Here is a 16564-nt window from a genome sequence, read left to right on the forward strand (position 1 = left end):
TGCTCGTGCGATCAATGCTCGCGGGTATAACGCCAAATGTCTTCGAGATCGAGTTCGGCCAGCGGTTTCAGCCGAAGCTGCCTGCCTTTGACCGTCATGCGTGACCCGCGTGCGGACCAGGAAGGCCTCGCTGTCGAATGGCTTGGGCACCCCTGATGCCTCACCGGCCTTCAACGCTTCTTGCAACACGCGCATTTGCGTTTCGTGCGGCTCGAGGGGCCGCAAACCGGCTCGCACGACGTCGCTTGCAGAAGCGTATCGCCCCGATTGCACTTGAGCGTCGATGAATTCGGCGAAGTGATCGCCGAGGGAAGCGGGTGTATTTCGCGACATGAAACCCCTCCTTTTCAAGGCGATCAACACATACCGAAGTTTGGTACATGTCGTATTCGGACGCTGTGACAACCGCGCAGCATGCATCGCGTCCTCCGTCACACCAGGAACGCCTCGGCCAGCTTGACCCAGTACGACGCGCCCGTCGGCAGCGCAGCGTCGTTGAAGTCATAGCCCGGGTTGTGCACCATGCAGCCGCCCTCCCCGTCGCCGTTGCCGATGATCAGGTAGCAGCCCGGCCGCTTCTCGAGCAGGAACGCGAAATCCTCGCTGCCGGTAAGCGGCACCATCCCGTCGATCAGGTTCGCATCGCCCACCCACTCGCGCGCGACGTTGCGCGCGAACGCGGTCATCTCCACATCGTTGACGAGCACCGGGTAGCGGCGCTGGTAATCGATCGTCGCGGTCGCGCCGAACACGGCCGCCTGCGCATGCACGACTTCCTTGATGCGCGTCTCGAGCAGGTCGCGCACCTCCGGTTTCAGCGCGCGCACCGACAGGCGCATCTGCGCGCGGTCGGGGATCACGTTCGGAGCGTCGCCCGCGTGGATCGCACCGACCGTGACGATCGCCATGTCGAGCGGCGACACGTTGCGCGACACGATCGTCTGCAACGCCAGCACGATCTGCGCGCACACGACGACGGGATCGACCGCCTTGTGCGGCACCGCGCCGTGGCCGCCGCGGCCCTGCACGTCGATGACCACGGTATCCGACGACGCCATGAACGGCCCCGGCAGAAAACCGAACTTGCCCGTCGGGAAGCCCGGCATGTTGTGCATCGCGAAGATCGCGTCGCACGGGAACCGCTTGAACAAGCCTTCGTCGAGCATCTTCTTCGCACCGCCGAGCCCTTCCTCGGCCGGCTGGAAAATCAGGTTCAGCGTGCCCGAGAAGCAGCGCTCGCGCGCGAGATGCTTCGCGGCCGCGAGCAGCATCGCCGTGTGGCCGTCGTGGCCGCATGCGTGCATCTTGCCGGCGATCGTGCTCTGGTACGACAGGCCCGTCGCCTCGTGGATCGGCAGCGCGTCCATGTCGGCGCGCAGGCCGAGGCGCTGGATGCCGCTGCCCACCTTCAACTGCGCGACGACACCCGTGCCGCCGAGCCCGCGATGCACCGCGTAGCCCCACGACTGCAGTTGCTCCGCGACGAGGTCGCTCGTCGCGAATTCCTCGAAGCCCAGTTCGGGATGAGCATGGATGCGGTGCCGAATCTCGATCATTTCGTCGGCGAGGCCTGCGGGAATCACGCTGTGCGTCACGGTGTCGTCTCCTGTGTGCGGTGGGGAATGTGCAGGCAAGGATAGTCGGCTCGCCGGCAACCGTGAAGACGGAAAGTCGTTACGGTGACAACCCATGGTTGCCGCATCGGGCACGTTGCGCGATAAGCGTAAACCGGTTATCCGGACGACTGTCGCCCACGATCCGGACATACGAAACTGTGCGCTCCGCATCGATTTTCCGTGTATGAGGATCTGGCGATGGCTGCTCAGACATCTGAAATATTTCCTACACATCAAAGGCTTGAGGATATTTGTTCACTTTTTGACGTTTGTACATTTTTTGTGTACGCTGACGAAGAAGTGAACAAGCGATCGCCTCTGATGCCCGAGAATGCCCCCCTACCGATGTCGGAACAGCATGTGCTCGACGAAGCCTGCGCCGCGTTCGAACGCGCGACCCGGCGCTTCAGCGCGCGGCCCGTGCGGGTGCCGGCCGCGTACAACGCGCGTGCCGACGCGATGATCCGCTTCGACGTTGCCGGGCAGGCATTCGAGATGCCGGTCGCCGTGAGCCTGCGCGTCGAATCGCTGCCGGGCGCACTCGCGGAATTGCGCCGCCGCGGCGGCGCTACCGCGAAGCCCGGCGAACGGCCGCTGATGCTGGTCACGCCGTATCTTTCGGCCGAACTGGCCGCCGGCCTGACCGACCAGGGCATCCCGTTTCTCGACACCGCCGGCAACGCATGCCTGATTCAGCCGGAGGCGACCGTGATGATCGCGGGCCGGCCGAAGCCCGCACGCGCACCGCGCCGGCAGGCGTCGCGCGCGACGACGCCGAAGGGACTGGCCGTGATGTTCGCACTCGCGACGCAGCCGGGCCTCGTCGCGCAACCGTATCGGGCGATTGCCGCCGCGTCGGGCGTCGCGCTCGGCACGGTCAATCTCGCGATGGACGATCTGATCGCGCGCGGCCTCGTCGGGCAGCGCCGCAACGGCGAGCGCCTGATTCCCGACTGGCCGCGCTTCGTGCAGGAATGGGTCGCGCTGTACCCGAGCCGCTTGCGCGCGAAACTGTCGAGCCGACGGTTTGCCGGCCTCGCACCCGACTGGTGGCGCGGCTTCGATTTCGCGTCGGTCGATGCGCGGCTCGGCGGCGAACCGGCGGCCGACCTGCTGACGCACGACCTGAAGCCGGCCGCGATCACCGTCTATACGCACGGCGCGGTGTCGAACCGCCTGCTGCTTCAGGCCCGCCTGCGTCCGGACGAGCGCGGCGACGTCGAAATCCTCGAAGCGTTCTGGCCGCGCTCGCCTGCGCTCGACTGGCGCGAGCAGGATGTGCCGCTCGTGCCACCGCTCCTGATCTACGCGGATCTCGTCTCGTCCGGAGACAGCCGCAATCTTGCCGCCGCCGAACGGATCCATGACCGATACCTCGCCCATCCGCCCGCTTGAAATCGATGCGCGCCGGCCGCTCGAGCCGGCGGCGGTGGCGCTGCTGCAAGCGGTCGGCAGCGCCTGCGCGCGCCTCGACGCGGCGTTCGTCGTCGCCGGCGCAACCGCGCGCGACATCCTGATGTGGCATGTACACGGCATCCGGCCGGTGCGCGCGACGCGGGACGTCGACGTCGCGGTATGCGCGGTAAGCTGGCCGTTCCACGAGCAGCTCGTCGATGCGCTGGTCGCGACCGGGCAATTCACGCGCGCGCCGAAGCAGCAGCAGAAACTGCTGTTCGAAAGCGGAACGCACGGTTTTCGCACGGAGCTCGATCTCGTGCCGTTCGGGCCGCTCGAAACGCCGCCGGGCGAGATCGCGTGGCCGCCGGGCGGCGAATTCGTGCTGAACGTGCTCGGGTTCCAGGAAGCGGTCGACACGGCGCAGCCGGTGTCGATCGACGCGCGCACCGTGGTGCCGGTGGCCAGCCTGCCGGCGCTCGCGCTGCTGAAGTTGCTCGCATGGAAGGACCGGCGCGCGCGCCAGAACAGCGACGCGTACGACCTGCTGTTCCTGCTGCGCAATTATCACGACGCCGGCAATCGCGAGCGCATCTGGGAGGCCGCGCCGGACCTGCTCGAGGCGCATGCGTTCCAGCCGGGCCTCGCCGCCGCAGCACTGCTCGCGCGGGATGCGAAGCGGATTGCTTCGCCGCACACGCGCGACGCCATCCGCGCGCTGTTGTCCGACGCAGCGACTTACGCGGCGCTCGGCCAGGATCTGCTGGCACGCGCGTTCGCGCAATTGCCTGGCGAATTCATCGATGACGCCGACCGGTATCTCGACGCGTTCCGCAACGCCTTCCTCGTCGATACGCCCGCATCGCACGCATGACGCGCCGCTGCGGAACAGCAACGTCATCGCGCTTTCGCCGCACTGCGCTCAGGCCGCCCAGTCTTCGAGCGACAACCCGGCGACACGGCCGAACTCCCGCCCGTTGTTCGTGACGAGCACCGCGCCGGCCGCGATCGCATGCCCGGCGATCGACGCATCGTTCGCGCCGATCGGCGTGCCTCGCGCGGCGAGATCCGCGCGAATCGCGGCCGTTGCGTCGACGGCCGCCGTATCCCACGGCAGCACGCCATCCAGCCGCGAAACAAACGCCGTCACGAGTTCCGCATGCTTCGGCGACGCCTTCCTGCCCACGGCCACGAACCGCATTTCGGCATAGGTGATCGCCGACACGACGATCCGGTGCCGAGCGTTGACGCACGACTGCAACCGCGACAGCACCACCGGCGGCCGCTCGCGCATGATGAACGAACAGATATTCGTATCGAGCATGTAGAGCGTGGTCACCGGCCGGACTCCGTCGGCGCGTCGGCGTCGCCGGACAGGTCGAAGCGGCCGGACTCGATGACGGCCGGGCGTTCGGCGAGGAATTCGGCGTCGGCCAGCGGTTCGTTCGCGAACGAGAGCCACGTGGGGCGCACGGGGCGCAGCAGCAGCGTGTCGCCCTCGCGGCGGATCTCGAGTTCCGTCACCCCCTCGAACTCCATGTCCTTCGGGATGCGGATTGCCTGGTTACGGGCGTTCTTGAAAATGGAAACGGTGCGCATGAGCCACTCCATGGGAGTACGATGCGCCCACTCCAGACATATGTCGGCATATGTCAATTTGACGGGATGCGAATCGGACGTCGCGCCCCACGCTGTCGCGGGTGTTTTTGCCATGCTGCCATTGCCTGTCGTCGATGAGGAGAGCGATCCATTCTTCACGACGCAGGCCGCGCAGTCCATATCCCGGACGGCCGATGCAGGCGCAATGCACGGCCGCGCGCAGCGTCGCGCCGACGCTGCGCGCCCGCCCCGTCACGGCAACCGGAAAGTGTCGAAGAATGTATCGCGCTCGATCACGGTGAGCGCCGCGCGCTTGTGCGGGAAGTCGAATTCCTTCAGCGTGTAGAACCCGAGCCGGTGCATGTACGCGATGTGCCGCACGTGATCGACGCGCGGCTCGCCGACGAGCCGCTGCGTGCGCGGTTCGTCGACGAACATGTAGTGCAGCACCCCGCTCCACCACGCATGCAGCTTGCCCGCGCTCTGGAAGCGCGAGTCGCCGATCAGCAGGTGCAGCCCGCGATCGTAGTCGTGCGCGTCGTAGAACGGCGCGAGGCGGTCCTCCTTCGCCCAGTAGAACTCGAAATAGCCGAACGGCGTGTCGTCGAAATAGCCGATCATCGGGTGCATGTGCGGATCGGCGAGCCGCTCGGCGAGGTACGCCGCATGCTCGTCGCGCGTGCCGCGCTGGTCCCAGAAATGCGCGACGCGATCGAGGTTCATCCAGCCGCTGAACAGGTCCGCGTGCGCGTCGATATCGATGGTGCGCAGGCTGAACGTCATCCCGACCTGCGGCATGTGGCGCGCATAGATCTCGCCGGCCGGCGACGGCGGCCGCACCGGGTGCCGGTGGCCGTTCGTGATCGCGTAGCGCAGCGGCATCCCGCCCGACGCGGGCGCCCTCAGCCACGGCCGCGGGTTCTGCCAGAACGTCGTGCGCGACACGTTCAGGCGCAGCGTGTCGCCGGCGACCTGCGCGCCGTCGATCACGCCCTCGCGCACCGCGCGCGCCACGTACGACGCGACGGCCGCCGGATCAGTGCCGGCGAGCGGCACCGAGATCGTTGCCGCGTCGTACCGCGTGTCGGTATTGAACAGCTCGACGAACGCTCCGAGCAGTGCGTCGGTCGGATCGTCGGGCCGCCAGGCGTCAAGCGTGCGCTCGGCGATCGGTGCCGTCTGCCCGTGCGCGGCGCCGTCCCGCGCGGCCGCCACCTCGCCTTCGACGGCATCCGCGGCGCCGGCGGCCGGTTTCGTCAGCGTGTCTTCCATCACAGTGCTCCCGCGTCGTGGCGGTCGGCGAGCACGTGAAGCCCCCGCTCGAGCGCCGGAAACAGGCTGCGCTGGAAGTTGTTCCAGCGCAGTTCGAGAATCGTGTCGTCCGGCGCGATCGGCGTGTCGAGCACGTCGCAGATCACCTCGCCGGAATCGATGCCGTTGTCGACGTAGTGGAACGACGCGCCCGTCATCGTCACGGGCTCGACGGACGACGTCGCGCCGCTCGCCCAGTCGACCCGTTCGCCGCGCGCGCCGTGCAGCGCGTCGAGCGTCGCCCACGCGCCGCGCCGCTGGTACGGCGAATCGTCGGCCGTGATGCCCGGGTGGATGTTCGCGATGCGCCGGTGAAAGCGCGCACCGGGCCGCACGAGTTCGTCGAGGATCACGAGCAGCCCGTCGAGCACGACGACGTCGGCGTCGAGTTCGAGCAGGCGCTCGAGCAGGCGGCGCTCGAACGCCTGTTTGCCTGCCACCCGTTCGCGCGCGTCGCGCGGCAGCCGCCGGTACGTCGACGGAATCGAGCAGAACAGTTCGTCGACCGGCCGGCCCTGCACCGTCAACCCTTCCGGCAGGATCCACGGCCGGCCCGGCGTGCGCGCGAAGCCGTAGTCGGCCACCTTCGCGCGGTCGGCCGGCGAACCGTCGTCGTCGTCGACGATCACGCCCCGGAGCGTGTAGCGCTCGCCGAGCGGCGAGTCGTTCAGGCGCTCGACGAGGAATTCGAGCGGCGCCTTCATGTAGCGCGTGCCGCCCTGATAAGCGACCGGCTGGCCGGCACGATCGGCCGCGCCGTTGCGCAGCGACTGGATGTAGACGAGATTTTTCTTCGGCATGGATGCGTCGTGGAAAAGCGGACGAAGGCGCCGCGGCCGGCCCGCGCCGGCCACGAAGGCCGGCCGGCGGGCCGCGGCGCGCAACGTCACCAGTTGTATTTCGCGGTCGCGATCACCGTGCGGTCGGTGCCGAAAACGCAGACGTTGGCCGACTGGCAACCGCTGATGTAATGGCGGTTGGCCAGGTTCGTCCCGTTCACGGCGAAGCGCCAGTTACGCGTGTCGTAATGCACGCCCGCGTCGAACAGCGTGACGCTCGACACCGTCAGCGCGTTGTCGGCCGCACCGGCCGACGCGCTCTGGTAGCGAACGCCGCCGCCGAGGCCGAAGCCCGCGAGCGGCCCCGTGTGCCACGTCCAGTCGGCCCACATCGACGCCATCTGGCGCGGACGCGGAATGTCGACCGGCCAGTTGTTCAGCGACACGTCGTTCGCCTTGACGTTCTTCACGTCCTGGTACACGTACGACGCGATCAGCGACAGGTTCCGCGTGACCTTGCCGGTCGCGCTCAGCTCGATCCCGCGCGAACGCACCTCGCCGGTCTGCACCGACTTCGTGCCGGTAGTGTCCTGACTCGGCAGCGCCGGCGTGACTCCGTTGGTCTGGTTGATCTGGTAGATCGCCGCGTTCAGCATCAGGTTCTTGCCGGGCGGCTGCCAGCGCAGGCCGGCCTCGATCTGCTTGCCGCGGGTCGGCTGCGGCAACCCGCCGCCGAGCAGGTTCACGCCGATCAGCGGATTGAACGACGTCGCGTAGCTGACGTACGGCGACAGCCCGTAGTCGCCCTGGTACGTGAGGCCGACGCGGCCGGTGAACGCCGTCACGTCCGCCTTCGTCTGCGTGCCGCCCGCGCGATCGTCCATCCGCATGTTGACCCAGTCCTCGCGGCCGCCGAGCGTCAGCGTCCAGCGGTTCCACTTGACCTGGTCCTGCGCGTACAGGCCGAACGTGTTCATCGTCGTGTACGTGTTGGTGCGGAACGTCGACGCCGGATCGAACACCGCCGTCGTGACGGGTGTGTACACCGGGTTGTAGATGTTCAGCGGCGACGCCGCGGCGAGCCATTCGCTGTCGGTCGCCGTCTGGCGGTTGTACTGGAAGCCGAGCAGCAGCGTGTGCTGGAGCGGGCCCGTCGCGAAGCGGCCTTCCACGTTGTTGTCGATGTCGAAGCGACTGTAGTTCATCTGGAACACGCCGGCCCAGCGCGACACGTCGGTCGTGCTGCCCTCGACGAAACCGTTGCCGAACACCGAGCCGTTGTCGAGCGACAGGTGCATCAGGCGCACGTTCTGCCGGAACTTCCACGCCGAAGTCAGGTTCTGCTCGAACTGGTAACCGACCGACCACTGCTTCTTGCGGTAGTAGTTGAAGTTCGGGTCGCCTTCGTACACGTCCTTGTTGATCTGGCCGTCCGGGTTCGGCAGCACCGTGCCCTGCGCGGGCAGGAAGTTCGACGAGATGTCGCCCCAGTCCTGCAGGTAGGTCGCGGACAGCGTCAGCGACGTATCTGCGTTCGGGCGCCAGCGGAACGACGGCGCGAGCGCGACGCGCTGGTCGTTGTTCGGGCCGGTCAGCGCATTGCCGTCGCGCGCGACGCCGACGAAGCGGTACGCGTACTTGCCGTCGGCATCGAGCTTGTCGCCGACGTCGATCATGAACTGCTTGCGCGCGTAGTTGCCGATCTGCACCCCGGCTTCGCGCACGCGCTCGCCGTCGGCGAGCTTGGTCTGCACGTCGATGATCGCGCCGGGGTCGCCCGCGCCGTACAGCACCGAGGTCGGCCCGCGCAGCACGGTGATGCTGTCGATCATGTACGGATCGACGCGCCAGCTCGCGAGGTTGATCGTGTTCGGCACCTGCAGCCCGTTCACGTAGGCGGTCGGCGTGAAGCCGCGCAGCGCCGCGTACCAGTCCGAACGGTTGTCCGAACCGTACGACGAGAAGCCCGGCACGTAGCGCAGCGCCGCGTTCACGTCGGTCGCGCCGGTCATCTCGATCTGCTGCGCGGTGACGACGTTGACCGTCTGCGGAATCTCGTTGATCGGCGTGTCGGTCTTCGTGCCGGTCCTGCTGCGCTTCGCGACGAGCCCGACCGTGCCGTCGCCTTCCGAGGCCGCGTTGACGGTGATCGCCGGCAGCGTGCCGTTCTGCGCGCCGTTCGTCGTGCCATTTTTCGCGCCGGTCGACGCACTCGCTGCCGCACTGGCCGCCGCGCCGTTTTGCGCACTGCTGGCCGACGCCGCGGCGCCAGCGTTGACGGCCGGTGCCGTCTGGGCGTAAGCCTGCCCCGCCGCAGCCGCACCGAACGCCACGCTCGCCGCGGCTGCGATCGCACGCAAACGCGTGCCTGTTGCCCACTCCATCTTTCTCTGCTCCACTTTTTTCATGCGGTTTCCGACCGCGCCTTTGTCAAAGAGCGAAAGCCATCCGGCCCGCGCTCACCCCGTTTTCCTGTCGTTTTTCGTGCGACTCCCGGGCCGCGCCATCGTCGTGGGCGGGCGCGAGCCCGTCTTCGAGCGACGCGCAGATCTCGTCCGCGCGGCGCGCCAGTACCGACAACAGCGTGTCGGACAATCCATGGCTGTCTTCGCAGCAGCCTTGCAGGTAGATGCGCGGCGCAAAGTGCTCGGGCGTCGCGAGCAGGTAGTCGCGCGTCACGTCGCCGCGCGTGAGCGCATCGCCCAGGTGCGGCGCGAGCCCTTCGAGCAACGCCGAATGCGTGTCGCGGCGATAGCCGGTCGCGAGCACGAGCGCGTCGAAGCGCTCGACGCGCGTGGCGCCGCTCATCCGGTCGCGCAGCGTCAGCTCGATGCGGCCGTCGGCGGTGCGCACCGCGGCCTCGATCGCGCTGTTTGCAAGCAGCGCATGACGCGGCGTGCCGTCGATGCGCTGCAGGTACAGCATTTCGTAGATCTGCTCGATCAGCGGCCGGTCGACCACCGCGTAGTTCGTGTCGCGATAGCGCTCGAGCAGCGCGCGACGCGCGTCGTGCGGCTGCGCATAAACGACGTCGGTGAACTCGGGGCTGAAGATCTCGTTGACGAACGGGCTGTCGTCGGCCGGCTTCAGCGCACCGGCGCGCATCACGAGGCTCGCGTCGACGTGCGGGAAGCGGCGCGCGAGGTCGATGAACACCTCGGCCGCGCTCTGCCCCGCGCCGATCACCGCGACGCGCCGGCGCTCGCCGTCCGGCGACGCGACAAGCCGGTCGATATCGGTCAGATACGACGACGAATGGATCACGCGGTCGCGGCCCAGCGCGGCGAACGCATCCGGAATCGCCGGCGTGCCGCCGACGCCGACCGACAGCGCGCGCGTAACGCGCTGGCGCTCGTGGCCCGCGGCATCGCGCGACAGCACGCGCAGCGCGTCGATCCGTGCGCCGTCGCCGCGCACCGGCTCGATCGCCAGCACGGTCTCGCTGTAATGGACACGATCGTCGAACGCATCGGCGACCCAGCTCAGGTAGTCGTGGAATTCGACGCGGGTCGGATAGAAGTTCTTCAGGTTGACGAATTCGTTCAGGCGGCCGCGTTCGAACAGGTAGTTGATGAACGTGTAGCGGCTTTTCGGATCGCGCATCGTGACGAGATCCTTCAGAAACGAGATCTGCATCCGGCAGTCGTCGAGCAGCATCCCGCGATGCCAGCCGAATTCCGGCTGACGCTCGACGAAGCAATGGGCGAACGTGCGTGCGCCGGCGCGCTCTGCGAGGCGAATGGCCAGCGCCAGATTCGACGGCCCGAAGCCGACGCCGATCAGGTCGAATACGGTTTCTCTCTGCATGTCTCAGCTCCCTTGTCGGTGAATCCGGCCCGTCAGACGTGACGGCCGGAGAAGAACGTCTCGCGCAGCGTGCGCATCCACAGCGGCTGCGCGTCGGCCAGCGCGAGACGGCGCTGCCGCGCGAAGCCATGCCGCGCGAGATGGTCGGCAACCCGCGCATGGCCGGCAGGAACGGCACAGCCGACCGCTTCGGTACGCGGATCGTCGAGAAACAGGTAATGAACGACGGACGGCAGCCAGCCCGCCACGCAATGCGGGCCGCGCCAGCGCGATTCGCCGACCAGCATCCGCAGCCCGCGGTCGTAGTCGCGCGCCGCGACGTGCGGCGCGAGCGTGTCTTCCTTCAGCCAGACCGCCTCGAAGTACGCGAACGGCTCGCCGTCGAAGCAGCCGACGAGCGGCGTCACGTGCGGATCGGCGTCGGGGGCGCCCCCTTGCGCGCCGTCTGCGCCGGGCTGCGCGCCCGGCCAGCCGTCGCGCACGCGCGGCTCGTCGAACCAGCGCGCGAGCCGCCCGGCGTCCTCCGCCGGCTGCCAGCCGCGCAGCGTGAAGCGCACGCCGAGCGCCGGCAGGTCGCGCGCGTAGACGTCGCCGCGCGGCGCCGGCGGCCGGCGCGGATGACGCCGGCCGTCGGTAAGCATCGGCAGCGTCGCGCACGGCAGGTGCGTGCCGACGAGCCACAGATCGGCCTGCTGCGCCCAGCCGTCGCGCATGCAGCGGCCGCCGTCGGCGAGCACGCCGCTCGCGCGCAGCGCGTCGAGCGCGACCGCCGGCCATGCGGCCGGGTCGAGCCGGATCGCCGCATGGTGCGCGCCGTCCGAAAACGCCGCGGACAGCGCGGCCAGCAGCGCGCGCCGCTGGTCGGCCGGCGCCGCGCGATGGTTGTATGCGACGAGGCGCAGCGCGCCGTCGTCGGCGAGTTGCGCGCGCAGCAACTGTGCGCCGATGCCGTGGCCCTGCGCGACGCGGATCTCCGTGCCGTCGCGCACGGCGAACAGGCCGTCCGCGAACGCGAGGCGGCACGTATCGGGCATCGTGAATCCGTCGGGACGCACTTCAGCCAGCATGACGCTCCTCCTGTCCTGTTTCCGCGCGCGCATCGAGCCGTGCGCCGAGTGCCGCGAGCGTCGGCGACGCGAACACGTCGGCGACCGTCAGCGCGTGACCGGCGCGGCCGGCCGCGTCGACGAAGCGCACGACGTCGAACGACGTCGCGCCGGCTTCGAACAGGTCCGCGCCGGGCTCGGGCGCGGCCGTCGAGAACGTGTCGGACCACAGCGCCGCGAGCGCGGCAGCCGCGTGCGACGGCGCAGCGGCGTGTTCGTCGCCGCTTGCCGGCGCGATGCAGGACGCCTGCGCGACGGTGACGGCACGCGTATCGGGCGCGCCGAGCGCCGCTCCCGACGCGCCGGCAAAGCGCGCAACTTCGTCGTGATAGAGATCGACGAGCGCATCGACGAAACCGCGGTCGAGCAGTTCGTCCGCATACGAGAACGCGGCGCTCACGCGGCCGTCCGGATGCTCGACGACGTCCAGCTCGAGCGTGAACACGACGCGATGGCGCACGTCGTCGAATTCCGCCAGCGACAGGCCGGCCCAGTCGCGCGCGGCCGCACCCGTCGGGCGCAGGTAGTTGAACATCACCTGGAACAGCGGATTGGCCTGCGCGGCACGCGGCGCGCGCAGCGCCGCGACGACGTCGGCGAACGGCACGTCGGCATGCGCATACGCGGCGAGCGCCGTATCGCGCACCTGTGCGAGCACGTCCGCACGGCGCGCGGCCGGGTCGATCCGCGTACGCACGACGACCGAATTGATGAACAGGCCGAACGCAGCGCGTGCCGCGTCGCCCGTCAGCTCGCGCGTCGACGCAAGCACGCCGACCGGCTGGTCGGTCGCACCCGTCGCGCGGAACAGCGCGGTGTTGAGCGCCGCGTGCAGCACCATCGGCAGCGTCGCGTGCGCGGCCGACGCGGTGTCGCGTGCGGCGCGAATCAGCGACGCGTCGAATTCGAACGCGATGCGCGCCGCGCGCCATTGCGGCACGGCCGGCGCATCCGCGCGCTGCGGCAGCACGCGCGACGGCAGATCGGCCAGCGCGTCGCGCCAGTATGCGACGCGGGCCGGATGGCATGGTGCGGGCAGCACGAGCGGTACGACCCGTTGGGCGGCCAGTTGGACGGCTTCGTCGACCGGTGCGTCGCCGCCGCGCACGCGGGCGACGTAGCGAGCGCGAACCGCATCGAGCCACAGCTCGATCGATTCGCCATCCGACACGATGTGATGGATCGTCACCGACAGCACGTGGTCGTCCGTGCCGAGCCGCAACACACGTGCGCGCCACAGCGGCGCATCAGCTGCGAGGTCGAACGGCGTGAGTGCGTCCTCGTCGGTCAACGCCGCCGCGCGGGCAAGCGCATCGGGTTGCGCCGACAGGTCGACGACCGGCAATTCGACCGGCGCCGCCACGTCGATCCGCTGGCCCGGCAGCACGCCGTCGCGAGCGACGAGCCGCGCGCGCAGCGCCGGATGCACGGCCGCCGCATCGGAGAACGCGGCGCGCAATGCATCGATGTCGAGCGGGCCGCGTACGCGCAGCGCGACCGGGATGTTGTACGCGGCGCTGTCCGGCTGCGCGCGCCACAGGAACCACTGGCCCAGTTGCGCGGGCGACAGCGGCCACACGCCATTTGCATCGGGTTTGACCACCGCAACGCCCGGCGCCGCAGCGCCAGCATGCGCGGCGCGCGGCGCGTCGGCCACCTGCAGCGCGTACTGCGCGAGCACGGGTGCCTCGAACAGCGCGCGCACCGGCACGTCGCGGCCGAGCCGCTCGGCGACGCGCGTCGCGACGCGCACCGCGGCAAGCGAATGGCCGCCGAGATCGAAGAAGTGATCGCCGCGGCCGACGCGCTCGAGATTCAGCACGTCGCACCAGATCGCCGCGAGCGCGGTTTCGTCGCCGTCGTGCGGCGCCTCGTACGCACGTTCGACGCGCACGGGCGCCGGCAGCCGCGCGCGGTCGACCTTGCTGTTCGCGTTGCGCGGCAGCGCGTCGAGCACGATCAGTTGCGCGGGCACCATGTAGTCGGGCAGCGTGCGGCGCAGGTGCGCGTCGAGCATCGCGGCTTCGACGGGCTGCGCGGCCGCCTGTGCACCGGCGGTCAGTTCGACATACGCGACGAGCTGCGCAAGCGCCCCCTGTCCGTATACGACCGCGCACGCTTCGCGCACCGCATCGTGCGCGGCCAGCTGCGCCTCGATCTCGCCGAGCTCGATGCGCAATCCGCGCAGCTTCACCTGGTGATCGACGCGGCCGATGAAGTCGAACACGCCGTCCGCGCGGCGCCGCACGAGGTCGCCGGTGCGGTACAGGCGCGCGCCCGGCGCACCGTACGGGTCGGGTACGAAGCGCTCGGCCGTCAGCGCCGGGCGGTCGAGATAGCCGCGCGCGACGCCGATCCCCTCGCCGCCCAGGTACAGTTCGCCGATCACGCCGACCGGCAGCGGATGCAGCCGTTCGTCGAGCACGTGCGCGGTGCGCGCGCCGACCAGCGTGCCGATCGGCAGATATGCGGCGTCGCCCAGCTTCGCGAGATCGTCGCCGGGCCGGAACATCCACAGCGTCGGCGTGATGACCGTCTCGGTCGGGCCGTAGCCGTTGACCACGCGCACGTTCGGCAGCGCGCGGCGCAGCATCGCGAATGCCTCGCGAGACGTCGCCTCGCCGCCGACGGTCAGCGAACGCAGCGTCGGCGGTGCGCCGTGCGCGAGCGCCCATTCGGCGAGCTGCGCGGCGCAGCCGGGCGGCACGTAGGTCATCGTCACGCCGTCGCGGACCATCATCGCGCAGGTCTGCGCGGGCGGCCACAGCACGTCGGCCGTCACCGACACGGCGGCGCCCGACATGTATTGCGAAAACCACCCTTCGTGCGCGCCGTCGAAGTTGACCGACTGGAACAGCAGGAACACGTCCTGCTCGCCCGCGCCGTAGCGCTCGGCAATCGCCGCGCAATGCAGCGCGAACGACGCATGATCGACGATCACGCCCTTCGGCTTGCCGGTCGAACCCGACGTATAGATCGCGTAGGCCGCATGGCCCGGCAGCACGTCGGGCAGCGCGACGCCGGCGGCTTCGTCGAGCGCATCGACTTCATCGGCGCGCCACACATGCAGTTCCGGCAGCTCGGGCAACGACGCGGCGCTCGCGCCATCGGTCAGCACGTGCGCGATGCTCGCGTCGCCGACGATCTGCGCGAGCCGTTCGCGCGGATGGGCCGGATCGAGCGGCACGAACGCGGCGCCGGACTTCAGCACCGCGATCAGCGCGACGAGCAGGTCGACCGAGCGCTGCAGCGCGACGCCGACGCGCATCTCCGGCCGCACGCCCGCCGCAACGAGATGACGCGCGAGGCGCGCCGCGCGTGCATCGACTTCGCCGCGCGTCAGTGCACGATCGATATCGGCAACGCCGCGTGCGTCGGGCCGCGCATGCGCATGCGCGGCGATGCGCACATGCACGGGCACGAACGGTTCGGCTTCGGTCGCGCCCGCCGGCGCGTTCCACGCAAAGAGCTGCGCGCGCTCGCCGGCGGGCAGCCAGTCGAGATCGCCGACCGGCAGGTCGGGGCGCGCGAGCGCATCGGCGAGCAGCGTGACGAAGCGCGCGGCCAGCCGCGCGATCGCGTCGGCGTCGAACAGGTCGAGCGCATAGATGAACGCGGCGTCGAACGTACCGTCAGGCGTTGCCTCGACGGCGAGCGTGAGATCGAATTTCGCGGACGGCGTGCCGGACGGCAGCAACGCGGCGGCTGCCGCGCCGAGCGCCGGCAGCGCGCGGCGCTCGCCGTAGGCTGCCATCACCTGGAACAGCGGATGATGGCTTGCGCTGCGCGGCACGCCGAGCGCGTCGACCACCTGCTCGAACGGCACGTCCTGGTGCATCTGTGCGTCGAGGAGCGCGCGCTGCGTGCGCGCGACCAGCGACGAGAAATCGCCGTGCGCGGGCACGTCGACATCGATTGCCAGCGTGTTGACGAAGAAACCGATCAGGCCGGCGACTTCCGCGCGTTCGCGGTTCGCGGCCGGCACGCCGACGCAGATCCGCGCGTCGCCGGTCGCGCGCGCGAGCAGCACATCGAGCGCGGCGAGCAGCACGGCGAACGGCGTCGCGCCCGACGCGGCCGCGAACGCACGCAGTTGCGCGCCGATGCGCGCGTCGAGCGAAAACACATGGCGGGCACCGCGCGCGCTGCGGCGCGCCGGCCGCGCAGTCGCGCCCGGCAGCGTCAGCACTCCGCGCTGCGGGTCGAGCCGTTCGCGCCAGAACGCGAGCTGGCGGTCGCGTTCGCCGGCGTCGAGCCAGCGGCGCTGCCACAGCGCGTAGTCGGCATACTGGATCGGCAGCGGCGCGAGCGGCACCGGCTTGTCGGACGCATACGCGCGGTAGAACGCCGCGAGCTCTTCCAGCATCACGCCCGACGACCAGCCGTCCGACACGATGTGGTGCACCGTCAACGCGAGCCAGTGATGTGTCGCGTCGAAGCGGACCAGGTGCGCGCGCAGGAGCGGCGGCGTACCGAGATCGAACGGCTCGGCTTCGTCGGCCGTCGCGACGGCCTCCGCGCGCGCGGTGCGCTGCGCGTCAGGCAACGCTTGGAGATCGGTTTCGCGCCACGGGCAGCGCAGCGGCGCGTGGATCGTTTGCGCGACACCGTCCTGCGCTTCGTCGAAGGTCGTGCGCAGCGCTTCGTGGCGCGCGATCAGCGCGTCGCACGCGAGACGCAGCGCATGCGCGTCGAGCGCGCCTGTCAGCGCCAGGCGCTCGGTGATGTGATACGCGTCGGGCGCGTCGATCAGCCGCGCGTGCAGCCATAGCCGCGTCTGTGCGAACGACGCCGGCACGCGATCGCTGCGCGGCGTGCGCGGCGGAATCGGCAGCACGCGGAAGTCGATGCCGGCCGCGCCGAGCTTGTCGATGAAGACCGCGCGCTGCGCGTCGGGCAGTTGCGCGAAACGCGTCGCGAGCGCGAGCCAGTCGGGTTGAACCTTCGTCAT

Annotated in this window: 11 protein-coding genes and 1 pseudogene; 2 read left to right on the plus strand and 10 right to left on the minus strand. The window is 69.6% G+C overall.

Features of this window, described 5'->3' with window-relative positions:
• Nucleotides 1–90: 90 nt before the first annotated feature.
• Nucleotides 91–333 (minus strand): annotated as a pseudogene (locus tag DM992_RS12925) (type II toxin-antitoxin system ParD family antitoxin); the annotation flags it as partial.
• 98 nt (nucleotides 334–431) lie between these two features.
• The gene (locus DM992_RS12930) at nucleotides 432–1595 is read right to left on the minus strand and encodes a M20 aminoacylase family protein (RefSeq protein WP_111017104.1); all 1164 of its coding nucleotides are present in this window, start codon (nucleotides 1593–1595) and stop codon (nucleotides 432–434) included.
• 342 nt (nucleotides 1596–1937) lie between these two features.
• Here DM992_RS12930 and DM992_RS12935 point away from each other — a divergent pair, with 342 nt between their 5' ends.
• Nucleotides 1938–3011 (plus strand): type IV toxin-antitoxin system AbiEi family antitoxin, encoded by a 1074-nt coding sequence (locus DM992_RS12935; RefSeq protein WP_111017910.1) that lies wholly within the window; start codon nucleotides 1938–1940, stop codon nucleotides 3009–3011.
• A complete protein-coding gene (locus tag DM992_RS12940) occupies nucleotides 2980–3885 on the plus strand; it encodes a nucleotidyl transferase AbiEii/AbiGii toxin family protein (RefSeq protein WP_111017105.1) in 906 nt (301 codons plus the stop codon). The genes DM992_RS12935 and DM992_RS12940 overlap by 32 nt, the downstream gene beginning before the upstream one ends.
• 48 nt (nucleotides 3886–3933) lie before the next feature.
• On the opposite strand, the gene DM992_RS12945 is transcribed toward DM992_RS12940, so the two are convergent.
• From DM992_RS12945 to DM992_RS12980, 8 genes are all read right to left on the minus strand, one after another.
• Nucleotides 3934–4350: a PIN domain-containing protein gene (locus DM992_RS12945; protein WP_111017106.1), complete on the minus strand. Its 417-nt coding sequence runs from the start codon at nucleotides 4348–4350 to the stop codon at nucleotides 3934–3936.
• The gene (vapB, locus tag DM992_RS12950) at nucleotides 4347–4610 is read right to left on the minus strand and encodes a type II toxin-antitoxin system VapB family antitoxin (protein WP_111017911.1); all 264 of its coding nucleotides are present in this window, start codon (nucleotides 4608–4610) and stop codon (nucleotides 4347–4349) included. The genes DM992_RS12945 and vapB overlap by 4 nt, the downstream gene beginning before the upstream one ends.
• Nucleotides 4611–4862: 252 nt before the next feature.
• A complete protein-coding gene (locus DM992_RS12955; RefSeq protein ID WP_111017912.1) occupies nucleotides 4863–5882 on the minus strand; it encodes a GNAT family N-acetyltransferase in 1020 nt (339 codons plus the stop codon).
• A complete protein-coding gene (locus DM992_RS12960) occupies nucleotides 5882–6721 on the minus strand; it encodes a formyltransferase family protein (protein WP_111017913.1) in 840 nt (279 codons plus the stop codon). Before DM992_RS12960 ends, DM992_RS12955 begins: the two co-directional genes overlap by 1 nt.
• A gap of 86 nt (nucleotides 6722–6807) precedes the next feature.
• On the minus strand, nucleotides 6808–9108 hold the full coding sequence (locus DM992_RS12965) for a TonB-dependent siderophore receptor (RefSeq protein ID WP_111017107.1): 2301 nt from the start codon (nucleotides 9106–9108) through the stop codon (nucleotides 6808–6810).
• Between the two features lie 22 nt (nucleotides 9109–9130).
• Nucleotides 9131–10507: a lysine N(6)-hydroxylase/L-ornithine N(5)-oxygenase family protein gene (locus DM992_RS12970; protein ID WP_111017108.1), complete on the minus strand. Its 1377-nt coding sequence runs from the start codon at nucleotides 10505–10507 to the stop codon at nucleotides 9131–9133.
• Between the two features lie 32 nt (nucleotides 10508–10539).
• Nucleotides 10540–11574 carry a GNAT family N-acetyltransferase gene (locus tag DM992_RS12975; RefSeq protein WP_111017109.1) on the minus strand — a complete coding sequence of 345 codons (1035 nt, stop codon included), beginning with the start codon at nucleotides 11572–11574 and terminating at the stop codon, nucleotides 10540–10542.
• Nucleotides 11564–16564 (minus strand): non-ribosomal peptide synthetase, encoded by a 5001-nt coding sequence (locus DM992_RS12980; RefSeq protein WP_111017110.1) that lies wholly within the window; start codon nucleotides 16562–16564, stop codon nucleotides 11564–11566. Before DM992_RS12980 ends, DM992_RS12975 begins: the two co-directional genes overlap by 11 nt.

The organism is Burkholderia sp. JP2-270 (genome assembly GCF_003233675.1).
GTDB classification, from domain to species: Bacteria; Pseudomonadota; Gammaproteobacteria; order Burkholderiales; family Burkholderiaceae; genus Burkholderia; species Burkholderia pyrrocinia_C.